This window comes from Chryseobacterium jejuense, assembly GCF_900100075.1.
GTDB lineage: Bacteria > Bacteroidota > Bacteroidia > Flavobacteriales > Weeksellaceae > Chryseobacterium > Chryseobacterium jejuense.
Genome location: NZ_FNEG01000003.1, coordinates 399,978 through 420,682, shown reverse-complemented (window position 1 = coordinate 420,682; position 20,705 = coordinate 399,978). Strand labels below are relative to the sequence as shown.

Genomic DNA, 20,705 nt, shown 5'->3' with positions numbered 1-20,705 from the left:
TTAAAACTTAAAAATATTAGCCGGAAAAACTTTATTGATGTCAACCCTGTTAAGAAGCATCACGTAATCACCATCTTTTTTAGTACTTGAAGATTCTATTCTAAAAGGCATGGTAAGGGTTCCTACTTTTTTATAATCGGAATATACTAAGGTTTCATCTTTTTTAATTTCCTTCAAAAGCATATACGTTTTGGTATCAAAATAATACATATTCTTATTCACGTTCTTGGTAAGTTCCACTTTATGGCAATAGATCTCGCCTACTTTTTCCTTTCCAAGGTATTTGGCATCAAAACCTTTATTTTCCCAGTCAATAAAATCGTTATCAAAACTTTCCGGTACATACTCCGGATATACCTGAAGTTTATTGGCTGCGTAGTTCATCGCATAGCCTTTATTTCCGTCAAAACCTTCAATTGCAGTTTCTTTTCCCTCGATTACGATGATCGTTTTGGTAAGATTGGGACGCTGCTGGTAAATTTTTATAGGATACTCATCTTTGATTCCCAATACCACTTTCCCTTGCAGCAAAACGGAGTTTAAAAGTTTCCAGTTGGTTAAACCTCCCGATAATTCAATATTTTTATCTATAATTTCCTTTGCAGTTTGGCCATAATACAATGAACTTGTAACCGTAAAAAGGACTAAATATATTATTTTTTTCATTTAATTTTATTAAAATAGTTATTTAAAGAAGGTCTAAAAATCAAGTCTGGCTTGCTTTTTTATGTTGAGAAACCAGATTTCCATTTATATATTTTAAAAATCAGTTCCAGCTCTTCTTTAAAACCTAACGCTTTTGTAAGATATAATATTTTATTTTTCAAATTTATAAGTTACAGTTCTGATACTTCAAAACAATACCTTACAATAAGGCTATTAAAAATAAGAATTTTATCAAAAGACTTATTTATCAATTCAAATATAAGGGGAATTGGGATAAAAAGCAAAAAGGCGGAGAAAGTAAAATTGGAATTACTCCATTCTCAAATTATCTCATTTGCAAATTAGATTAACTTCCTTGCTTTTTCAAGGTCTTCCGGGGTATCAATTCCTACTCCCACGAAATTGGTTTCTATCATTTTGATTTTCATTCCATATTCCAAGTAGCGGATGCATTCTATTTTTTCGGATATTTCCAATGGTTTCATTTCCAGTTTTGAAAACTGTAATAAAGCTTCTTTTCTGAAGGCATATACTCCAATATGTTTAAAGTAGCTCACATCATAGGAAACTTCTCTATGGAAAGGAATTGCAGAGCGACTGAAATATAGGGCAAAACCGTTATTATCCGTAATTACTTTTACGTTATTTGGGTTTTCAATTTCTTCTTTTTCTGATAGCTTTATTTTTAGGGAAGCCAGGGAAATTTCCTGTTGATCATCTTGTTTAAAAACCTCAATTAGCTGCTTCAAAGGTTCCAGTTTAAGGAAAGGTTCGTCTCCCTGAACATTAATAACGATGTCACAATCTATGTTTTGTACGGCTTCCGCAATACGGTCGCTTCCTGTTTCGTGCTGCCCTGTCATTACGGCTTTTCCGCCATTCTTAACGATTTCATCCAAGATGATTTCAGAATCTGTTGCTACAAATACTTCATCAAACAGTCCGGTCTCCACTACATTTTGGTAAGTGGTGGTAATAACGGTTTTTTCTCCCAATATCTGCATCAGTTTTCCAGGAAAACGGCTGGCTTCATAGCGTGCAGGGATAACAGCGATTATTTTCATTCAGTACAATATTAATTAAGTCTTTTCAAGCGATCTTCACCAGCAAAAAAGTGAATGATATAGCTTATTCAGATCAAAAATAGTGAAAACTATTTTAGTTTGTTCTATAAAATGTGGTATTATGCCCAATTTCACTATTAAATTGTGTAATTTATATATCCTACAAAAAACAAAATTCCCACATCTTCAATGAAGATGTGGGAATCGGGTATAGATTTTTATTTAAATGAGTCTGTATATTAAAAAGATAGCTTTACCCCTACCATATTGTATTCCCATTGGCGGGATGCCATAAGGTCGAATTTATATTTTGTTTTTCCTATGGTGCCCTCTGAGGTTGTATATCTGCTTTTTGATATTGTTTTTCCTATGAAATATCCCATTAATAATGCTAATGGATAATCTGAAGCCCAGTGAACTTTACTCTGCATCATCTGAAAACATAAAGCTCCCGCTAATGTATATCCTACAGGTTTTATCCATCGTGCATCAGGATAGTTATCTGCAATTACAGTGATCCCGGCCATAAAGGTTGTTAAGTGTCCTGATGGCATTGCATCATAGTTTGAGGTATTTTTACCAAAGGCTGAAAAACTTGGAAAAGGATTCCATGCTCCACCTTTATTGCCATTTGCTTCTGCTATAAACGGGCTTTCTCTTCCGGTGATTCTTTTGATGGTTTGGGTGAAAACTCCGGAAAGGATTAAACTTTCCATTAATCCACTGGCTGTTGCCTGTGCTCTGTAGTCATTTTTAATTAAACCATAGGTTCCAAAACCTATTCCTAATAACACCAATGTAGAACCATTTCCTATAAGGTATAATGTAGATCCGATATCTTTAGGAATTTTGAAAACACCGCCTAGTTTGGTATAATTGTTATCCTTATCCATTCCCCATCTTTCTCCCAGCTCTCTTGAGTTATCAATTAATTTCTGGTCAAAAGGCAGAAGGATTAATGTTGAAGCAACAGCTCCTCCCAAATAGTAGGCATGATCTTTTGCTACAAAATCTTTATTGGTATCAATAAAATTTCGGGGAAGCTTAGTTACAAAATCCAGCAGTTTAGGTTTTGGATATGTTCGCAAAGAACCATCTTTTAAAGTATAAGTCTGCACTTTGGGTAAATCCGGTGCTACGGATGATAATTCCTTTACCTGCAATGTATCCACCTCCTGTGAACATACCAATATAGACATTGGCAGTAGCAAAAATCTCAATTTTTTCATCGTTGTTGTTTTCAACCCTGTTTATTCTTAGCTTATAAAAGCCCCAAAGGTAATTCCTTGTTGACTGTAGTACAAAATGTTTGTTTAATTTTTAATATTTATTTAATTTTTTTATAAAATAACAACCATGCGTTAGTTTATATAATTAATCAGAAAAATGATTCCGTAGATCCGGAAAATATAGAGAAATGAGTAGAAAGCTGCATGGATTATAGCATTAAAAACGCTTCGACTCCGCTCAGCGTGACATTTTTATAATGTATCAATATAACAATGTACCAGTGTAACAATATTCACCAATATGAAAATTGGTAAACTGGTACACTGGTACATTTATCAATTAAGTAAGCTTAATTACTTCAGATTATTCAAAGCAGCTTCTAGCTTTGGAAGCATTACTTTGATCTCATCAACAGCTAATCCTCCAACGGAAGCACGGAACCAAGGTTCAGATTTGTCTTCCCCGAATGCTGAGAATGGAACTAAAGCCACTCCTGCCTCATTGATTAAGTAGAATACAAGGTCTGAAGAGTTTTCAATAACAGCTCCATCAGGTTTTGTTTTTCCAATATAGTCTAATTTGATGGTAAGGTAAAGAGCTCCCATTGGTTCAATACTGTCTACCGCTAGTCCTTTTGCTTTAAGCTCCTGAACACCACCGTGAAGAACTTTTAAGCTTTCTTCTAATTTACCTTTGAAATCCTCTACGAATACGTTTACATTTTCAGGGTTTTCATAGAATTTCGCAGTAGCTTCCTGCTCTGGTTTTGGTGCCCAAGCTCCTACGTGTGTAAGAAGAGCCTTCATTTTATCAATAATATGAGCAGGCCCGAATCCCCATCCTACACGTACTCCTGTTGCTGCTAAGCATTTTGAAATACCGTCAATGTACACTGTATATTCTTTCATTTCAGGGAAAAGAGAAACTGGATCTACATGTTCTGCACCAAAAGTAAGGTTAGAATAGATCTGATCATACATTAGGTATAACGGTTTTTCATCTGCTCCTCTTTTTTTGTTTTCAGCAATCACCAATTCACAGATTTCAGAAAGCTGCTCTCTTGTGAACATTGTTCCTGTTGGGTTTAATGGTGAACAAAGTGCTAACAAAACAGCACCGTCCAAATGAGGTCTTAAATCGTCTGCTGTTGGAAGGAAGTTTGTTTCAGGCTTTGTTTTTACTTCTACGGCATTGGCAGAAGTAAGGTAAGCGTAATGATTGTTATTCCATGATGGTGTTGGATATACAATTTTATCCCCTTCGTCTACGATGGTTTTATATACTGCATAAATCAAAGGTCTTGATCCTGCTGTAATCAAAATATCGTTTGGAGAATAATCCAGGTTCCATCTGTTTTTCAAGTCTTTGGAAACTTCTTTTCTTAAAGATAAAAGTCCGTTCGCAGGTGGATAGTTTGTCAGATTATTCTGATAGGCTTTCTGAATTTCTTCCTTCAGCAGTGCCGGAATAGGATAGATATTAGAATTCAGGTCACCAATAGTAAGATTGGCAATTTCTGCACCTTTTGCTTTTAGATCATTTACTTCGTTACCAATTTTTACAATTTCAGAACCGATCAGGTTCGCTGCTAATTTTGAAACTTTCACTTTATTCTTATTTAAAATTTACTAATATTATCTTCTCAGATTAATTTTGTCTTCTATCTGATCCACAGGTATCTGGGAATCATAGGCGGCTATTAGTTCTTTAGTTTTTTTTGCAGTAGTAGAGTTTGGATTTTTTTTGATGAGTGCATTATATGCTTCTCTTTTATCATCATAAATTTTCCTTTCTTCACTATCATATATCCTATCACTGTCCATTCCCAGAAGGTAATCCAGTAAGTAGTTGTGATAATTATCTTTTGCTTTCTTTATCAGTGAGCTTTTAGGATATTTATTGATAAAATTCTCCCACTCGATCAATCGGTCTCCCAATTCTTCCCAAGTAATTAAAAGTCCACCGTTCACAGCATAGTTTTCCTTATTATCTTTTGCCATCTGTGAGATATAGGCAGCATAATCAGGCGTTACTTTATTCTTGAAAACAGACTCATAATAGCCAGGCAATGAATGAATTTCTGTAAGCCCTTCTCCCATCACGCGGAATTCAAGGCCTGCTTTATTCAATTCAGCAGCCATTTTCTTTATGTTATCTGGCAGATTATAGGTATCCGGTCCTGTATGATAATCAACATATTTGTCGAGGATCTCAGTTTGAGAATCATTCAAACAATCCGTGTATTTATCTCTGATTTTCACATAATCTTCATACACTTTATTGTTTTGCTCCGGATTATTTCCTGCAATCTCTTTGTCTATTTTGGTACGATACCATTGCAAAGCTGTAATATAATCTTCTGTTTTATTATTTGAAGAACACGCTGTATCAATGGGTTTGTACTGATCCTCTTTGGTTTCGTTTTTAGCGATTGAGTCTTTTGCAGGTTTTACATCAGAAACCGCAGTTTCCTTTTTACAGGAAACTACAGCTACAGACAGTATACACACTGCTATAATTTTTTTTATCATGGTTGCTTTATCAGATAATTAATCCAGTTTTAAATCTGTTTTAACAGCCTGAATTTTAGCTTCCAATGATTTCAGTTTATCTTTAAAGTCTGCTTCAGAAGAGATAGAGTCTTTTACTGAAACATAGAATTTAATTTTTGGTTCTGTTCCTGAAGGTCTTACACAAACTTTAGTTCCATCCTGCGTATAGTAAATTAATACGTTAGACTGTGGAATTTCGTTCATTACTTTTTTCTCTCCTGATGAAATGGTAAGACTTGTCTGTTCTTTAAAGTCTTTTACTTCTTCCACTAATGAACCTGCCAATTCTTTTGGTGGGTTTTCACGGAAGTTTTTCATCATATCCTGGATTTCCTCAGCACCTTGTCTTCCTTTTCTAACAATATTGATTAATCCTTCAAAATACATTCCCAAATCTTCATAGATCTCGATCATGTACTGATACATCGTTTTACCGTTAGCTTTACACCAAGCAGCAATTTCACAAGCCAGAAGGATACTTCCACAAGAGTCTTTATCACGAACAAAATCTCCGGTCATGAAACCGAAACTTTCTTCTCCACCACACACAAATTTCTGAGTTCCTTCTGCTTCACGGATCATTTTTCCGATCCATTTGAATCCCGTAAGACCCACTTTGCATTCAACACCGAATTTCTGTGCAATATCATAGAAAATGTCTGAAGTAACGATGGTAGAACCAATGAATTCTTTTCCGGTAATTCTTCCTTGCTTTCTCCATTCGTTCAGTATATAATACGTAAGGATAGTATTGGTTTGGTTTCCGTTCAACAATTGCATTTCACCATCAAGGTTTCTTACGGCAATTCCTAATCTGTCACCATCCGGATCTGTTCCGATAACGATGTCTGCATTAGTGATTTTTGCAAGATCCATAGCCATTTCCAACGCTGCCGGTTCTTCCGGGTTTGGAGATGCTACTGTAGGGAAATTTCCACTTGGAATCATCTGTTCTTTAACAAGGTCTACTTTTTTGAAACCTGCTTTAGCTAAAGCTTTAGGAATTGTAGTATAAGTGGTTCCGTGGATAGAAGTGAAAACAATATTTAAGTTTCCTTTTCCTTCATTCTGGTAAGTGGAATTTTCAATACATGCATCTATGTAAACATCATCCTGCTCTTCTCCTACCCATTCGATCAGATCATCATTTCCGTTGAATTTGATTTCTTCAAATTTTACAGAATATACTTCTTTGATAATAGCCTCATCATTTGGTGGAACAATCTGTGCTCCGTCATTCCAATATACTTTGTATCCGTTATATTCAGGTGGATTGTGAGAAGCCGTTAATACGATTCCTCCGTTACATTTTTTATCACGAACAGTGAAAGAAAGTTCAGGAGTTGGTCTGTGATCTTTGAAAAGCAAAACTTTAATTCCGTTTGCTGTTAAAACATCTGCTACCAGTTTTCCGAATTCTTTAGAATTGTGACGAACGTCATAAGCAATGGCTACTTTGATTTCCTCTCCTTTGAACTGCTCTAGCATATAGTTAGCTAATCCCTGAGTGGCCTGTCCTAATGTATATTTATTTAAGCGGTTGGTTCCTACTCCCATAATCCCACGCATTCCTCCTGTTCCAAATTCCAGCTCTCTGTAGAAAGAATCCTCTAAATCTGGAGAATTACTGTCGATTAACGCCTGTACAGCATTTCTCGTTTCTGCATCGAAGGTCTCATTTAACCAAAGTTTCGCTTTTTCTAATGTGTTCATATTTAGTTTAGTTTGGAAGCTGGAGGCTGGAAGAGGGAGGTGTTTTTTGTCCCAGTTTAGCCATTCAGCTTTTGATTTATTATTCTATTTTTTTAGGCTGGAAGAGAGAAGCTGGGAGTTGGAAAATCTTATATCCCAAAGTTCAAACTTCTGCCATTTATCTTATTATTCTATACTTTATTTAATTAAAAAGTGAAATTCAAGTTCGGTAAACTAAAATTACTTCCAGCTTCCGGCTCCCATCTTCCAGCCTTTTAATCTTTTATCTGATTTCTAAAAGCTATAATTTGATTCATTAGATTATAACTTTCAATATAAATTTTATCAAATTCTACTTCTGTAATATACTTTCTATTTTTTGCTTTATATAAGCAGGTTACTGTTTCTGCTAAAGAGCGGATTGCGTATCCTAAAAATTTTCTAAATTCTAATTTTGACTGTAAAATACTGCCTTCAGAAATATTCAAAGCTATAGAATCCGTTGCTCTTCTTATTTGTGAGGTAAGATTAAATACTTCATCTTTTGGAAAACATTGAGACAGATTAAAAACCTGTTCTCCAAAATCCATCGATTTCTGCCAGATCACCAGTTTCTCAAATTTGAAGCTCATGTTTTAATTTTTTAGGCTGGAAGTGGGAAGCTGGGAATTGGAAGATCTTACATCCCAAAGTTCAAACTTCTGCCATTTATCTTATTATTCTATACTTTATTTAATTAAAAAGTGAAATTCAAGTTCGGTAAGCTAAAATTACTTCCAGCTTCCGGCTCCCATCTTCCAGCCTTCTAATCTAATTTCTTATTCTCAACTTTTGTAGTCTTCTCTACTTTAAAGGCTCTGATTGGATCATTATAGTAGATCAATTTTGCTGTGTTCTGAATATTTCCTTTTAGAGAATCTTTTACATTCACTTCTGCATAGTTTCCGTTTTTGGAATCTATATTCAGATTGGTGATTTTCCAGTAAGGAGCAATGAGACTTGCTGTATCAGAGATCTTTATCACTGCATCTTTGGACAATCCTAAAAAGTTAGCACGGCTTCTGTTATGCATTTCCACTTCTGCCCTTCTTGTGTTGACAGATCCCATGAAGCTTGCATTATTTTTCATATTCAGTCTGAAATTATCGGTTTTAATTTCGCTGGAAATATTTACTTCCACTGAGTCTGAAACAGCTACTTTTTCAAGGTTATATTTTGAATAGATGGTTACATTGTAAAAATCTACGCCTTTTGTTCCCCTCTTTTCGTTGATGAAAAGGGTTTTATCTTTTACATCTACATCCAGATTATTGGCAACATTAGGATAGGTTTCTATTTCCACAAAGTTCTTTTCTCCTCTGGCATAAAATACACGGAATTTCCCGTTAAGATCCAGATTAACAAATTCCGGAACGTCCACATCTTTCTTTTCAATATTTCCTTTTGGAGAAACTTTTCCACAGGAAACTACTGCAACCAACATTAATGTGTAAAGTACTTTTTTCATATTTAATTTTAAATATTCTACTGATGATCATTATGATCTGCTTTCTTGAAAGTTTCCCGGGCTTTCAAGAATATCTTTTAACAAAAATAGGATTAAAATTTCTAAAAATCTTTGTCTTTTGACAATAAAATACCTGATAATTTTCAATTTTTTGCTTTTTGGGAACAAGAGTTTTTTATATTTTCCTGAACTTTTTATCAGATCAAATATTAAAATATCAACTAAAATAATCAAGATTACTGATTCTTAAATTATCATGTTAAATAGTCAATCATACTTCCATTACAATGATCTTCTAAGATGAAAAAATTTAAGATATAAAAAAATATCTCAGAAAGATCTAGACTTCCTGAGATATTTATATTTATCTACAATTGATTAAAGTATATTGATTAATATTATATCACTTCATCAATATTATAGTTCTTATGCTCACGGTTTGTCCTGATAATCATTTCTCCCAGGAATCCTGCTACAAACAGTAATGTTCCCATAATCATCATGGTTAAAGCAATATAGAACCAAGGATTATTTGTGATTAAATGGCCGTAAATTCCTCTGGCTACATCAATCAGTTTTGATATTCCCAGCCAAAGTGCCGAAAGGAAACCGAAGATAAACATTAAAGTTCCTACCGCTCCAAAGAAATGCATAGGCCTTCCTCCAAAACGACTTACAAACCAAAGGGTAACCAGGTCCAAAAATCCTCTTACAAATCTTTCTGTTCCGAATTTTGAAGTTCCGTAAGGTCTTGCCTGATGCTGTACTTCTTTCTCTGTAATTCTTCTGAAACCTGCATTGGCAGCCAATACCGGAATGTAACGGTGCATATCTCCATACACATCTACAGATTTTACCACCTGCCTTTTGTAAGCTTTCAAACCGCAGTTAAAGTCATGAAGATAAACTCCTGAAACTTTTCGGGCTGCTGCATTGAATAATTTTGACGGGATATTTTTGGTCATTACATTATCAAAACGCTTCTTCTTCCAACCGGAAACAATATCATAATTGTCATGAATTACCATATTATACAGTTCCGGGATTTCTTCCGGAAAGTCCTGTAAGTCGGCATCCATGGTAATTACCACATCTCCGTTTGTTCTTTCAAAAGCGGCATGAAGCGCCTGAGATTTCCCATAATTTCGGGAAAATTTAATAGCGTGGATCTGAGGATACTGTACTTTTAAGTTCTCAATAATACTCCACGACAAATCCGTACTTCCATCATCTACAAACCAGATTTCATAAGATAAATTACTGGTTTGGCAGACTTTATCAATTCTTGAAAAAAGCTCTTCCAGAGAGTCTTCTTCGTTCAGTAACGGAATAACTATAGATAAGTTCATTTAATTTTAATAAAAATTAGTCTTGATTTGTTTCTTCGGGTTGATAGACACTTCTTGTTCTGAAAAATGCTCCGAAAAACACCGACAAAACTACGTAAAATATAAGAATTGCTGCAAAATATCCTGAAAAATGACTTGCGGTAAGCATATCTTTTCCTTTTACAGCCTCCGGGCTAAAGCTTTGAACCCTTTCATTATACTTCTGATCCAGCTCGTCAATATCTTTTTGATGCTTTAAAATTTTTCTCGCAGAAGTATATTCTGTATCCAATTCCGACTTCTGTCTTTGAACATATTGATAGTTCAAAAGCTTTTTCGCATCCGTATCTGCAAAGTTTAAAAAAGCATAAATACTGAAAATCGAAAGAATTCCTCCAATGAACATTGGAACGAATGCTCTTTTGAAAGCTTCTTTAAAAGTTACCACTCTATGGTTGTTCCAATAGATTTTTACAGACCAGAATGCGGCTCCCGCATATAGAAGAGGCAACACAAAAGCATTGGCTTTCAGTGAGATGTCAAAATAATTGATTCCTGAGAAAAAAGTATATACTACAAAGAAAACGATCATTGTAGCAATAAAAAGTATAATTCCTAATGTTGATGGACTTTTCGTCATGTTAAAATTTTTAGAAAAAAGTTGAAAAATTATCCCTCTAAATGTCAGCTGATTAGCTCTACTACTGCATTTTTTCGACAAATTTTCTTTAATAAAGTTTTGAAGTTTACAAATATTTCCTACCTTTGCAACGGCAAGTCCTAAACAACCAGCTCCTGAGAATCCTCCAGGGTGGGAACGCAGCAAAGGTAATTGGTCGTAGCGGTGTGATTTAGGTAGCTTGCCATTTTTTTTTGGTTTAAAGTGAGAAGAGAGGTAATTTGATAATTATCTTTTTTTGTTTTTAATACCTTACGCATCATTTCCATTTTTTCTAATTTTTAGTTTACCTCTTTCTTATTGTTGATTAAAATTCGAAGGTCTCCCCTAGTTTTGGTAAAACAAGTTCTACATTTTTATCTGCAAAATGTTTTAGCGCACTTTCGTGATTGATTTCAATAGCAGGGAAAGTATCAAAGTGACATCCGATTACTTTTGGAGTTTTTAATAATTCTGCTGCTGCAAAAGACGCTTTTCTTGGACACATGGTGTAGTGACTCCCGATAGGAAGGATAGAAAGATCAATATTCCCGTATAATCTTGGGAATAGCTCCATATCTGCCATTACTCCTGTATCTCCAGCCAAATAGATGTTTTTACCTTCAGGAAGTCTGAAAATATACCCTACAGGAACGCCACCGTAGCTTCCATCCGGGAAAGAACTTGTGTGGTGAGCCGGAACCATTGAAATTTTAAGATCGTCGATTTTTGCTGATCCTCCTAGGTTCACATCGTCTCTATTTTTAGCCTGTGTAAAGTATCCGCATACTTCAGGCACACCAATTACGGTTGCTTCAGGATAATGCTGTAATACTTCTGCTACATCTGCAATATGATCTCCATGAGCATGGGTCAACAGGATGTAATCGATTTTTTGAGCGGTAATATCAAAACCTGATTCCGCTTTTTTGTAATTGTAAAAAGGGTCACTTAAAATTGTTTTGTCCTTGTACGTGAACAGAAAACAATTTTGTCCTAAAAATTGTATTTTCATTGTAAATTTAATTTTCAAATAGTATTAAACACAAATGACTCAAATAATTTCACAAATAGTACTATGAGATTAGCGATATTCGTGAAAGCATTCGTGTCATCTGTGTTTCTTTAAAACGCAAAGCGCTGTTTATTCAATCTAATTATTTCGATGGAAATTTATCTTCAATAAGTCTCAGATTGATTCCATGCTCCAGATAAGCTTTACAACCGTCTAAAACCGTTGTAAAACCGCCTGTATTATCATTAACCTGTCTCAAGAGATCTTCACCTGTTTGGGTGAAGCCATAGCTCTTAATGACAACAAGAGTTCCATTTTCCATAGTTTTAAATTCATAGTCTACGTTTACTGAAGGTTCACCCCATTCTGTTTTAATCAGTTGGTTCGGATTAATCTGATGAACGTTTACAACGTTTTTCACGCCATACATTTCCCATTCCCAGGTTACTGTTTTCCCTTCTTCTAATTTTCCGGTAGATTTTGTAAACCAGAAATTAGTGGTTACTTCAGGATTGATAAATGCTTCAAAAACATCTTCAATTGGTTTTCTGATAAGCATTTGTACTTCAACATAGACATTGGAACTCATGATATAATATTTTAGATTTAGTTAAATAAATTAAGTCCGGCTGCCGTAAGAATAGCCATAATAAACGTCATTATTCCAACCTGCTTTAAATATTGATCTAATTCTTTCGGTTCTTTTACTGACATTATGTTTCTTCTCAGTTTTGACAATGGGAACAACAGGATCATTACGATGAACACATAGTAATTTTGCTGCTGTATAAATCCGTTCACTCCTAAAAAGATAAGGATTAATACCAGAGGAAGCTGTAACAGGATCATTTCATAGATCATTGCATTTTTGAATCCGATTCTCAATGCAAAACTGTTTTTTCCTGATAATTTATCACTTTCAATATCTCTCATATTGTTCAGGTTTAAAACAGCCATGCTCATCATCCCTACTGCAGTTCCCGGCAATAGCATATCCCAGCTGAATGTTTTTGTAAACAGGAAATAACTTCCACATACAGAAACCAATCCGAAGAAAATAAATACAAAGATATCTCCCAATCCCATATACCCGTAAGGCTTCTTCCCTACTGTATATCCGATTGCTGCCAAAATACATGCTACTCCCAAACCTATGAAAATGTAGAATTCATTCATATATTCTGGAATGAAAGCTACGTATAACAAAGCAATGGTAGCCACAAAAGACAATACTGAGAAAAGAATGACAGCATTTTTCATTTGCTTAGCTGTAATTTTTCCTGAAGCCACCGCTCTTGCTTCTGCTTCATTGATTCTCTTCGCATCAGTCCCTTTTACCCCATCGCCATAATCATTGGCATAGTTTGATAAAATCTGATACAAAAGCGTTACTAAAAGTGCCAGTGCAAAGATTTTCCAATCCCAAATTCCTCCTTCTCTGTAAAGTCTCCATTTTGCAATGAAAGCTCCCATAATAATTCCGCTTAATGACAGCGGTAAAGTTCTGAGCCTTGCGGCTTTTATCCAATCAGTCATAAATTTATAAGTAATGAGCAATGGGTAATAAGTAATGAAAAAGATTGCTCATTACTTATTACTCATTACTAATGTTATGATATCCACTTATCGTCTCCGAAGTTCGGTTTTCTCTTTTCTAAGAATGCATTTCTACCTTCCTGAGCTTCTTCTGTCATATACGCTAAACGAGTTGCTTCTCCTGCAAATACCTGCTGCCCCACCATTCCGTCGTCTGTAAGGTTCATTGCAAATTTCAGCATTCTGATAGACATTGGAGATTTTCCTAAGATTTCCTGAGCCCATTCGTAAGCTGTGTCTTCTAATTCTGCATGAGGCACTACTTTGTTTACCATTCCCATTTCGAAAGCTTCCTGAGCGGAATAGTTTCTTCCTAAAAAGAATATTTCACGAGCTTTTTTCTGTCCTACCATTTTTGCCAGGTAAGCAGATCCATAACCACCGTCAAAACTTGTTACATCAGCATCGGTTTGCTTAAAAATGGCGTGTTCTTCACTTGCTAAAGTAAGATCGCAAACCACATGAAGTGAGTGTCCACCACCTACAGCCCATCCCGGAACTACAGCGATAACTACCTTCGGCATGAAACGGATCAAACGTTGAACTTCAAGAATATTTAAACGGTGTCTTCCATCTTCTCCTACATATCCCTGATGACCTCTTGCTTTTTGGTCTCCACCACTGCAAAAAGCCCAACCTCCGTCTTTAGGGCTTGGCCCTTCTCCTGAAAGTAAAACAACGCCTATTGAAGGGTCTTCAGAGGCATCATAAAAAGCATCGTATAATTCTGAAGTTGTCTTTGGTCTGAAAGCATTACGCACTTCCGGTCTGTTGAAAGCGATTCTTGCTACACCATTGCATTTTTTATAGGTAATATCTTCGTATTCCTTAGCGGTTTTCCACTCGATCATTTTGGTAAAATTTTTCTCAAAGATACGGAATTACAGAGAATTTCTAGGGATGAAATTTATACAGTAATTGATAAATAATGAGCAATGGATAATAAGGAATAGATGATATTTTCGCAAAAAATAAAAGCCGAAACATTTCTGTTTCGGCTTTTTATTATTAAGATATAAAATGATTATTTTGCTGGTGCAGCTGCACTTAGCTCAGCTTCTTTAGCTTTCATTTCTTTCACTTTATCCAGATTTTTAGTTACCACGTAAATCTCCTTCAATGTGCTTACTGCATCAATATTTTTAGGATCTACTTTATACCAGCTTTCCGCAAATGGTAAAGCTTTTGCAAATCTTTCTCTTCTTGCATCAATTAATTTAGAAGCTTCATCCGGCTTATCTTTTCTCATTGCATTGATATCAGCTACAATTTTAGAGTCATCTCCAATGGTAGTGTATACAAGGTTCTGATAAGCGCTTGCAAAATCTGGCTTAAGCTCAATTGCTTTTTTGAATGATTCTAAAGCATCATTAACTGTAGCCGGCGTTTTTGCCTGCATTACTCCAAGGTTATACCAGTTTGTTGCATCATTAGGATTCTTCGCTAACTGCTCTTTCAAATTAGTAACGAATTTATCCATATTTCCAGACTGAAGGTAAGCTGTAGTCTGGCTTTCTTTCAACTTAGCATTATTTGGATATTTAGCTAACCCTTTTTCGATGATTACAAGAGCTTCATTTGCTTTTTTAGCATTAAGAAGCAATAAAGATAAAGTTTCGTATAAATCTACTTCTACTCCTGCAGACTGTTCTGTTTTGAAATCTGAATACTCAGAATTCTTTTTCATCAGCTCCCAACTAGCTTTATCTAAATTTACTACCTGACCGCTCTTTTTTTCTTTAGCAGTATAAGTAGTTTCTACTCCTGTAAATCCAGAATTCACAAGGTCTGTATATATTTTAATAGCCGGATCACTATTGTTGGCTAATGCATGACTAAGTCCTGCATAATACATATATATCTTGTTATCCTGGCCGTTGGCTTTCAATAAGTCGTAAATTTCTACAAACTTAGGTGCTGCAACTGCATAATTTTTTGCATTATATGCATCCATAGCTGCTTTGTTAGCAGTCTGAAGCTGAGCATTTACATCTCCTTTCTGTCCAAATGCAAAAGCAGACGCTACGATAGCCATACCTAAAATTAGTTTCTTCATAATAACTATTTTATATTAATTGTACATTTATTCTTCAGAATCAGAATTCTCATTTTCCTCATCCTGAGGTGCTGCATTATCATTTTCAAGGTTATCAAATAAAGACTCCATTCCTTCCTGAACTTCTCCTTCAACGTCTTCCGCTCCTTCAATCTCTTCAGAATCTTCTTCTACATCTTTATCCATTTCTACTTTTGCAATAGCTGCAATTTCGTCATTCTTCTTAAGATTGATTAGTTTTACCCCTTGTGTATTTCTACCCATCACTCTCATTTCATCCATTCCCATTCTGATAGCAACACCGGATTTATTGATAATCATCAATCCATCTTCGTCTGTTACATTTTGAATAGCAATCAGATTTCCTGTTTTTTCGGTAATGTTTAGGGTGATAACTCCTTTTCCTCCTCTGTTCGTAATTCTATAGTCTTCTACTGCAGTTCTCTTACCATATCCTTTTTCAGATACTACAAGAACTGTTTCGTTCTCCACATCATTCACAACAATCATACCAATAGCTTCATCATTGTCTTCCATGGCAATACCACGAACTCCAATAGAACCTCTACCTACTTCTCTTACTTTTTCTTCAGGGAAACGGATACACTTACCATTTTTGGTAGCAATCATGATCTGAGAAGTACCATTAGTAAGGTAAGCGCCTAATAATTGGTCATTATCTCTAATTTCGATAGCATTTACCCCATTTACTCTTGGTCTTGAATAAGCTTCCAATGATGTTTTCTTGATTGTACCGTTTTTAGTTACCATCACTACGCTCATTTGGTTTACATATTCAGAGTCTTTTAAGTTGTTAGTTCTGATATATGCTTTGATCTTATCATCCGGTTCAATGTTGATAAGGTTTTGTACCGCTCTTCCTTTTGCTGTTTTCGAGCCTTCAGGAATTTCAAATACTCTTAACCAGTAACATCTTCCTTTTTCAGTAAAGAACAACATGTATTGGTGGTTGGTTGCCGATACAATATATTCAAGGAAGTCGGAATCCCTTGTTGTAGCTGCTTTGTTTCCTACACCACCTCTACTTTGAATTTTGTATTCAGAAAGCGAAGTTCTCTTCACATATCCTGCGTGAGAAATCGTAAGAACTACAGATTCGTTCGGAATGATATCTTCAATAGACATTTCTCCTCCCGAGTAATCAATTTCAGTTCTTCTTTCGTCTCCGTATTTTTCTTTGATTTCGATCAATTCATCTTTAATGATTTGGAATCTTCTTGGCTCATTAGCTAAGATATCTTCCAAATTAGCGATCTCTTTCATAATAGCATCGTACTCATCACGGATCTTATCAAGCTCCATTCCTGTTAAACGAGCTAATCTAAGATCCAGAATTGCCTGAGCTTGAATTTCTGAAAGTTCGAATGCTTCGATCAAGCCTTCTTTCGCCGCCTGAGGGTTAGCACTATGACGGATAATTGAAATTGCTTTATCTAAAGAATCCTGAGTTCCAATTACCTTCATGAAACCTTCAAGGATGTGTGCTCTTTCTTTTGCTTTTTTAAGCTCAAACTGAGTTCTTCTTACAATTACTTCATGTCTGTGCTCAACAAAGTGATGGATAATATCCTTAAGGTTCAACTGTTCAGGTCTTCCGTGTACTAGCGCAATATTATTAACGCTGAAAGAAGTCTGAAGTGCTGTATATTTATATAAAAGATTCAGAACTACATTTGGAATCGCATCGTTTTTCAATTCATAAACAACACGAAGTCCGTTTCTGTCTGATTCGTCTCTGATTTCGTGGATACCAGGAATTTTCTCATCCTTAACAAGTTCCGCAGTTCTGGCGATCATTTCCGCCTTGTTTACCTGATAAGGAACTTCTGTTACGATAATAGCATTTCTGTTTCCGATTTCTTCAAAGTTAACTTTCGCTCTAAGAACTACTCTACCTCTACCGGTATGGAATGCATCTCTTACTCCGTCGTATCCATAAATAATACCTCCTGTAGGGAAATCCGGAGCAATGATATGCTGCATCAGCTCATCGATCGTAATTTCTCTATTATCAATATAAGCACAAATCGCATTTATTGCTTCAGACAGGTTGTGTGGTGCCATGTTTGTTGCCATCCCTACAGCAATACCTGAAGCTCCATTTACCAAAAGGTTAGGAACTTTAGTAGGCATTACAGTTGGTTCCTGCATACTATCATCGAAGTTATTCTGGAAGTCAACCGTTTCTTTGTCAAGGTCAGAAAGAACCTCATCAGAGATTTTTTTCAGTCTTGCTTCGGTGTAACGCATTGCTGCCGGCGGGTCACCATCCATGGAACCAAAGTTACCTTGTCCATCAACCTGAGGATAACGTAAACTCCATTCCTGAGCCATTCTCACCATCGCGTCATATACAGAGGAGTCTCCGTGCGGGTGATATTTACCCAAAACATCCCCAACAATTCTCGCAGATTTTAAATATTTTCTATTCGAAAAAACCCCTAGTCCATACATACCGTAAAGTACTCTTCTATGAACGGGTTTCAAGCCATCTCTTACATCCGGTAGCGCTCTTGAAACGATAACAGACATCGAATAATCGATATAAGATGACTTCATTTCATCAACAATGTTGATAGGAATTAGTCTTTCTCCTTCTTTTTGCATAAACAAATTTTATTATAATGATAGTCAGACCCTTAGCTGGAAGTCTGAAAATTATTTATTTTGAATTTTTATTAACGGGCTAATTTACGAAAAAAATGCCGATTTTTGCCCTAGAATTTATCCACAAAATCTTAAAAATTCTTAAAATATGAGCGTATTAAGTATAACTTTCCACTGTACGAAAAATAATCTGGAAGAATGGGAAAATTATATTGATGAAACCCTGATTTTAATGACTGAAAATCTGATGGATGTTAACCAGTACATCTTATCTGAAGTTCACAGCGATTATATTGATGAAGGAAAGAATTACAATCTTCTTCTGATTTTTGATAATGATGAACTGAGAAATGATTTTCTTGAAAGCGAATTGAAAAATATAGCGGAACGAATTGAAAATCAATTCGGGCAAGAAGTATTGATCTTCGATACGCTTCTGAACCCGAAAAAATCTAGACTGTAATATACAAAACAAAAGCACTGAAATTCTCAGTGCTTTTTTATTTTATCTGTGATGTCTGTGACCACGGCCTCGGTGATGATGCCCCCGATCGTCATAGATATATACTTTTTTGACGTGCCCGGGTGCATAATATCTTGTACTTCCACCATACCCTCTTTTTGCATGACCAGGCGGCATTCCTCTTCTCTCATGAACAACACAGGATGATAACGCAATGGCTATCACACCTGCTGCTGCAATTTTCAACATACTTTTCATTATTTCACTTTTTCAAACTTAGAAGCGAAATATATCAAGGTTAGTGCCAAAAAAAGTTATCTAATTTCTAGTATTACCCCTTTTTTAATAACCCCCTCTCTTTTTAACCTGTCCTGGGGCATAATCTTTTGCACTTCCACCATATATTTTTTTAGCTTGTCCCGGCGGAATCTTTTTAGGCCCATTTCCATTGCCATGGTCATGGACTACACATGAGGTCATCATCAACATTACAATAAGAGCCCCTGTGATTTTAATCATACTTTTCATTATTTCTACTTTTTCTAACTTAATGAAAGACTTATAACAAGGTTCAGGCCAAAGCGTTTAAGGTTTGCGATGCATCACTTTTGCAACCTCATTACTCATCAAACAATTTCGCTTCGTTTCTCCATCAGAACAAGGTCTTTCCATTCACCGTTGAGTTTTCCTATTTTTTTGCGAACACCTACTACTCTGAAGCCGTTTTTCTGATGAGATTTGATGGCCATTTCATTTTCGGAGAAGATATTGGTCTGCAATGTCCAGAATCCGTGGTCTTCGCTATCCAAAATGATCTTTTTAAGCAGTACCGAACCCAATCCTTTGCCTTGATATTCATTATCGAAATAAATGCTTACTTCTGCTACTCCTTTAAAAGCTTCTCTTTTGCTTACAGGTTTTAAAGCACACCATCCTACTACTTCATTATTTTCGTTTTCCAATACCCAACGGCAGTCATTGAAATATTCCATACTCCAGGCTTCTGCTGTAGGAACTTCTGTTTCCAAAGTAGCAATGCCGCCTTCTACCCCCTGTCTGAAGATTTCCAGCACTCTAGCTTCGTCATTGGGAAGCATTTCTCTTAATTCGTAATTCATAGGATTAATGATATTTTCTTTTGTATTTTCTTTTTATTCTTGTATAATGGGTTTGTTTACTTTTCTCATCCTGAGAGACCACACTGATATTCCCATCTACTTCTAATACCGATAATTTGACATCTTTGATATTTTCTATACCATGTTCTCTTATCGCTTCCTCCAGTTCATTTTCTGTAATTTTCACCCGATTTAGGGCTGTTTGATCTGCAACTCCATCTCTTATTAAAATAACGGGTTCATCCTGCATAAAGGATTCAAAGGAACGATTGGAAAACATGAGTCTCTTCAAAATGAAGTTGGCCGCAAATAATACCAAAGCTGCCACAATACCGCCCTGCAGCGAAGTATCCGGCCCAACCATTGCATTCTGAACCGCATTAGAAATCAATAGCAGCAGAACAACATCTCCGGCATTGAGCTGGGAAAGCTGGTTTTTACCAAATAAACGAATAGCAATTACCATAAAAAGGTAAACGCAAAGGGAACGAACCGCAACATTGAGAATAGGATCCATCATTTTTTTATCTATTCAAATGTATTGATTTTTTGGTATTGATGAGAAAAGTATTTCTTTGGTTATGGAAGATTGTGTGCATAGCTCCTTCGTTAACAACAAAGAGTATATTTTACAAAATAGGATCATATTATTCTTCCTGCCAATATTCAAAATCTGTTGGCTTTTGAAGAAGAATTCTACCTTCCCATTTCGGAACTACAAAGCCTTTGGGAAGAGTGTATTTTGAAACATCATATTTTCTAGTTTCATTATTAAGCTTGGCTAATCGAAACTTCATAATACGTTCTTTTGAAGTGGAACCTTGTAACCATATTGTTCCAAACGTATAATTTCCAGAAGGATTCAACTTATCCATCACATACACAATATGAACATTTTTATTCTTTTTATAAAATGACTCAAAAGTATTTTGAAAATCAACAGGGAAAACAATCTCTCCTTTATACCATTGCTTATCATCTTCTGAGATCCATTGAACTACTGTATGAACAGGCAGCTTGCCTTCTTTCACACCGTCCGTAATATGATTAGATAACCAATCCTTGTAAGGAATAATAAATTGATTCTCATTTAGAAATATATAACTACCGTCTTTTGAAAAAGCTGTAACTG

General features: G+C 35.6%; 22 protein-coding genes and 1 other RNA gene. 2 read left to right on the top strand and 21 right to left on the bottom strand.

The window, feature by feature from the left end; genetic code table 11:
* The 10 genes from BLS98_RS11085 to BLS98_RS11030 all read right to left on the bottom strand — a co-directional run bounded on the left by BLS98_RS11085 (position 1) and on the right by BLS98_RS11030 (position 10,679).
* The gene (locus BLS98_RS11085) at positions 1-666 is read right to left on the bottom strand and encodes a histidine kinase (RefSeq protein ID WP_089736454.1); all 666 of its coding nucleotides are present in this window, start codon (positions 664-666) and stop codon (positions 1-3) included.
* Between the two features lie 341 nt (positions 667-1,007).
* Positions 1,008-1,730, bottom strand: a complete 723-nt coding sequence (gene kdsB / locus BLS98_RS11075; protein ID WP_089736450.1) for a 3-deoxy-manno-octulosonate cytidylyltransferase — start codon at positions 1,728-1,730, stop codon at positions 1,008-1,010.
* Between the two features lie 239 nt (positions 1,731-1,969).
* Positions 1,970-2,959, bottom strand: coding sequence for a phosphatase PAP2 family protein (locus BLS98_RS11070; protein ID WP_089736448.1), 990 nt, complete (start codon positions 2,957-2,959; stop codon positions 1,970-1,972).
* A gap of 354 nt (positions 2,960-3,313) precedes the next feature.
* On the bottom strand, positions 3,314-4,567 hold the full coding sequence (locus BLS98_RS11065) for a pyridoxal phosphate-dependent aminotransferase (RefSeq protein WP_089736446.1): 1,254 nt from the start codon (positions 4,565-4,567) through the stop codon (positions 3,314-3,316).
* 27 nt (positions 4,568-4,594) lie between these two features.
* Positions 4,595-5,491, bottom strand: coding sequence for a hypothetical protein (locus BLS98_RS11060; RefSeq protein WP_089736444.1), 897 nt, complete (start codon positions 5,489-5,491; stop codon positions 4,595-4,597).
* Positions 5,492-5,509: 18 nt separating this feature from the next.
* The gene (locus BLS98_RS11055) at positions 5,510-7,225 is read right to left on the bottom strand and encodes a phospho-sugar mutase (protein WP_089736442.1); all 1,716 of its coding nucleotides are present in this window, start codon (positions 7,223-7,225) and stop codon (positions 5,510-5,512) included.
* A gap of 254 nt (positions 7,226-7,479) precedes the next feature.
* Positions 7,480-7,836, bottom strand: coding sequence for a four helix bundle protein (locus BLS98_RS11050; RefSeq protein ID WP_089736440.1), 357 nt, complete (start codon positions 7,834-7,836; stop codon positions 7,480-7,482).
* 173 nt (positions 7,837-8,009) lie between these two features.
* Entirely contained in the window at positions 8,010-8,711 is a 702-nt protein-coding gene (locus BLS98_RS11045; protein ID WP_089736438.1) for a GIN domain-containing protein, read from the bottom strand.
* 398 nt (positions 8,712-9,109) lie between these two features.
* The gene (locus BLS98_RS11035; protein ID WP_045497155.1) at positions 9,110-10,060 is read right to left on the bottom strand and encodes a glycosyltransferase family 2 protein; all 951 of its coding nucleotides are present in this window, start codon (positions 10,058-10,060) and stop codon (positions 9,110-9,112) included.
* A 16-nt stretch (positions 10,061-10,076) separates the two neighbouring features.
* Positions 10,077-10,679, bottom strand: coding sequence for a DUF4199 domain-containing protein (locus BLS98_RS11030; protein WP_089736819.1), 603 nt, complete (start codon positions 10,677-10,679; stop codon positions 10,077-10,079).
* Between the two features lie 131 nt (positions 10,680-10,810).
* On the opposite strand from BLS98_RS11030, the gene ffs reads away from it, so the two are divergent.
* Positions 10,811-10,908, top strand: an RNA gene (gene ffs, locus BLS98_RS11025) — signal recognition particle sRNA small type.
* 117 nt (positions 10,909-11,025) lie between these two features.
* Here ffs and BLS98_RS11020 read toward each other — a convergent pair.
* The 6 genes from BLS98_RS11020 to gyrA all read right to left on the bottom strand — a co-directional run bounded on the left by BLS98_RS11020 (position 11,026) and on the right by gyrA (position 17,992).
* A complete protein-coding gene (locus BLS98_RS11020) occupies positions 11,026-11,712 on the bottom strand; it encodes a metal-dependent hydrolase (protein ID WP_089736434.1) in 687 nt (228 codons plus the stop codon).
* Positions 11,713-11,854: 142 nt separating this feature from the next.
* Positions 11,855-12,301 carry an SRPBCC family protein gene (locus BLS98_RS11015; RefSeq protein ID WP_089736432.1) on the bottom strand — a complete coding sequence of 149 codons (447 nt, stop codon included), beginning with the start codon at positions 12,299-12,301 and terminating at the stop codon, positions 11,855-11,857.
* 17 nt (positions 12,302-12,318) lie between these two features.
* Positions 12,319-13,248, bottom strand: a complete 930-nt coding sequence (gene menA / locus BLS98_RS11010; protein WP_089736430.1) for a 1,4-dihydroxy-2-naphthoate octaprenyltransferase — start codon at positions 13,246-13,248, stop codon at positions 12,319-12,321.
* 74 nt (positions 13,249-13,322) lie between these two features.
* Positions 13,323-14,159, bottom strand: a complete 837-nt coding sequence (locus tag BLS98_RS11005; RefSeq protein WP_045497172.1) for a 1,4-dihydroxy-2-naphthoyl-CoA synthase — start codon at positions 14,157-14,159, stop codon at positions 13,323-13,325.
* A gap of 173 nt (positions 14,160-14,332) precedes the next feature.
* Positions 14,333-15,364, bottom strand: coding sequence for a tetratricopeptide repeat protein (locus BLS98_RS11000; RefSeq protein ID WP_089736427.1), 1,032 nt, complete (start codon positions 15,362-15,364; stop codon positions 14,333-14,335).
* 27 nt (positions 15,365-15,391) lie between these two features.
* A complete protein-coding gene (gyrA, locus tag BLS98_RS10995) occupies positions 15,392-17,992 on the bottom strand; it encodes a DNA gyrase subunit A (protein WP_089736425.1) in 2,601 nt (866 codons plus the stop codon).
* Between the two features lie 148 nt (positions 17,993-18,140).
* On the opposite strand from gyrA, the gene BLS98_RS10990 reads away from it, so the two are divergent.
* Positions 18,141-18,455, top strand: a complete 315-nt coding sequence (locus tag BLS98_RS10990; RefSeq protein WP_089736423.1) for a DUF4286 family protein — start codon at positions 18,141-18,143, stop codon at positions 18,453-18,455.
* Positions 18,456-18,497: 42 nt separating this feature from the next.
* On the opposite strand, the gene BLS98_RS10985 is transcribed toward BLS98_RS10990, so the two are convergent.
* The 5 genes from BLS98_RS10985 to BLS98_RS10965 form a co-directional block, all read right to left on the bottom strand.
* The gene (locus BLS98_RS10985; protein WP_089736421.1) at positions 18,498-18,713 is read right to left on the bottom strand and encodes a hypothetical protein; all 216 of its coding nucleotides are present in this window, start codon (positions 18,711-18,713) and stop codon (positions 18,498-18,500) included.
* An 84-nt stretch (positions 18,714-18,797) separates the two neighbouring features.
* The gene (locus BLS98_RS10980) at positions 18,798-18,944 is read right to left on the bottom strand and encodes a quinol oxidase subunit 4 (RefSeq protein WP_394331778.1); all 147 of its coding nucleotides are present in this window, start codon (positions 18,942-18,944) and stop codon (positions 18,798-18,800) included.
* Between the two features lie 137 nt (positions 18,945-19,081).
* Positions 19,082-19,573, bottom strand: a complete 492-nt coding sequence (locus BLS98_RS10975) for a GNAT family N-acetyltransferase (RefSeq protein WP_089736417.1) — start codon at positions 19,571-19,573, stop codon at positions 19,082-19,084.
* A 4-nt stretch (positions 19,574-19,577) separates the two neighbouring features.
* Complete coding sequence (locus BLS98_RS10970; RefSeq protein ID WP_089736818.1) at positions 19,578-20,090, bottom strand: DUF421 domain-containing protein; 513 nt, start codon at positions 20,088-20,090, stop codon at positions 19,578-19,580.
* Between the two features lie 130 nt (positions 20,091-20,220).
* Positions 20,221-20,705 (bottom strand): hypothetical protein (locus BLS98_RS10965; RefSeq protein WP_167356208.1); only part of this gene is annotated, 485 nt, incomplete at its 5' end.

Excerpts from the sequence above, each read along its gene's own strand:
- gyrA (WP_089736425.1), bottom strand. The coding sequence starts at position 17,992 with ATGCAAAAAGAAGGAGAAAGACTAATTCCTATCAACATTGTTGATGAA.
- BLS98_RS11035 (WP_045497155.1), bottom strand. The coding sequence starts at position 10,060 with ATGAACTTATCTATAGTTATTCCGTTACTGAACGAAGAAGACTCTCTG.
- BLS98_RS10990 (WP_089736423.1), top strand. The coding sequence starts at position 18,141 with ATGAGCGTATTAAGTATAACTTTCCACTGTACGAAAAATAATCTGGAA.
- BLS98_RS11060 (WP_089736444.1), bottom strand. The coding sequence starts at position 5,491 with ATGATAAAAAAAATTATAGCAGTGTGTATACTGTCTGTAGCTGTAGTT.
- BLS98_RS11005 (WP_045497172.1), bottom strand. The coding sequence starts at position 14,159 with ATGATCGAGTGGAAAACCGCTAAGGAATACGAAGATATTACCTATAAA.
- BLS98_RS11055 (WP_089736442.1), bottom strand. The coding sequence starts at position 7,225 with ATGAACACATTAGAAAAAGCGAAACTTTGGTTAAATGAGACCTTCGAT.
- BLS98_RS11015 (WP_089736432.1), bottom strand. The coding sequence starts at position 12,301 with ATGAGTTCCAATGTCTATGTTGAAGTACAAATGCTTATCAGAAAACCA.
- BLS98_RS11070 (WP_089736448.1), bottom strand. The coding sequence starts at position 2,959 with ATGAAAAAATTGAGATTTTTGCTACTGCCAATGTCTATATTGGTATGT.
- BLS98_RS11000 (WP_089736427.1), bottom strand. The coding sequence starts at position 15,364 with ATGAAGAAACTAATTTTAGGTATGGCTATCGTAGCGTCTGCTTTTGCA.
- BLS98_RS10980 (WP_394331778.1), bottom strand. The coding sequence starts at position 18,944 with ATGTTGATGATGACCTCATGTGTAGTCCATGACCATGGCAATGGAAAT.
- BLS98_RS10985 (WP_089736421.1), bottom strand. The coding sequence starts at position 18,713 with ATGAAAAGTATGTTGAAAATTGCAGCAGCAGGTGTGATAGCCATTGCG.
- BLS98_RS11020 (WP_089736434.1), bottom strand. The coding sequence starts at position 11,712 with ATGAAAATACAATTTTTAGGACAAAATTGTTTTCTGTTCACGTACAAG.
- BLS98_RS11045 (WP_089736438.1), bottom strand. The coding sequence starts at position 8,711 with ATGAAAAAAGTACTTTACACATTAATGTTGGTTGCAGTAGTTTCCTGT.
- BLS98_RS10975 (WP_089736417.1), bottom strand. The coding sequence starts at position 19,573 with ATGAATTACGAATTAAGAGAAATGCTTCCCAATGACGAAGCTAGAGTG.
- BLS98_RS11050 (WP_089736440.1), bottom strand. The coding sequence starts at position 7,836 with ATGAGCTTCAAATTTGAGAAACTGGTGATCTGGCAGAAATCGATGGAT.
- BLS98_RS11085 (WP_089736454.1), bottom strand. The coding sequence starts at position 666 with ATGAAAAAAATAATATATTTAGTCCTTTTTACGGTTACAAGTTCATTG.
- kdsB (WP_089736450.1), bottom strand. The coding sequence starts at position 1,730 with ATGAAAATAATCGCTGTTATCCCTGCACGCTATGAAGCCAGCCGTTTT.
- menA (WP_089736430.1), bottom strand. The coding sequence starts at position 13,248 with ATGACTGATTGGATAAAAGCCGCAAGGCTCAGAACTTTACCGCTGTCA.
- BLS98_RS10970 (WP_089736818.1), bottom strand. The coding sequence starts at position 20,090 with ATGGATCCTATTCTCAATGTTGCGGTTCGTTCCCTTTGCGTTTACCTT.
- BLS98_RS11030 (WP_089736819.1), bottom strand. The coding sequence starts at position 10,679 with ATGACGAAAAGTCCATCAACATTAGGAATTATACTTTTTATTGCTACA.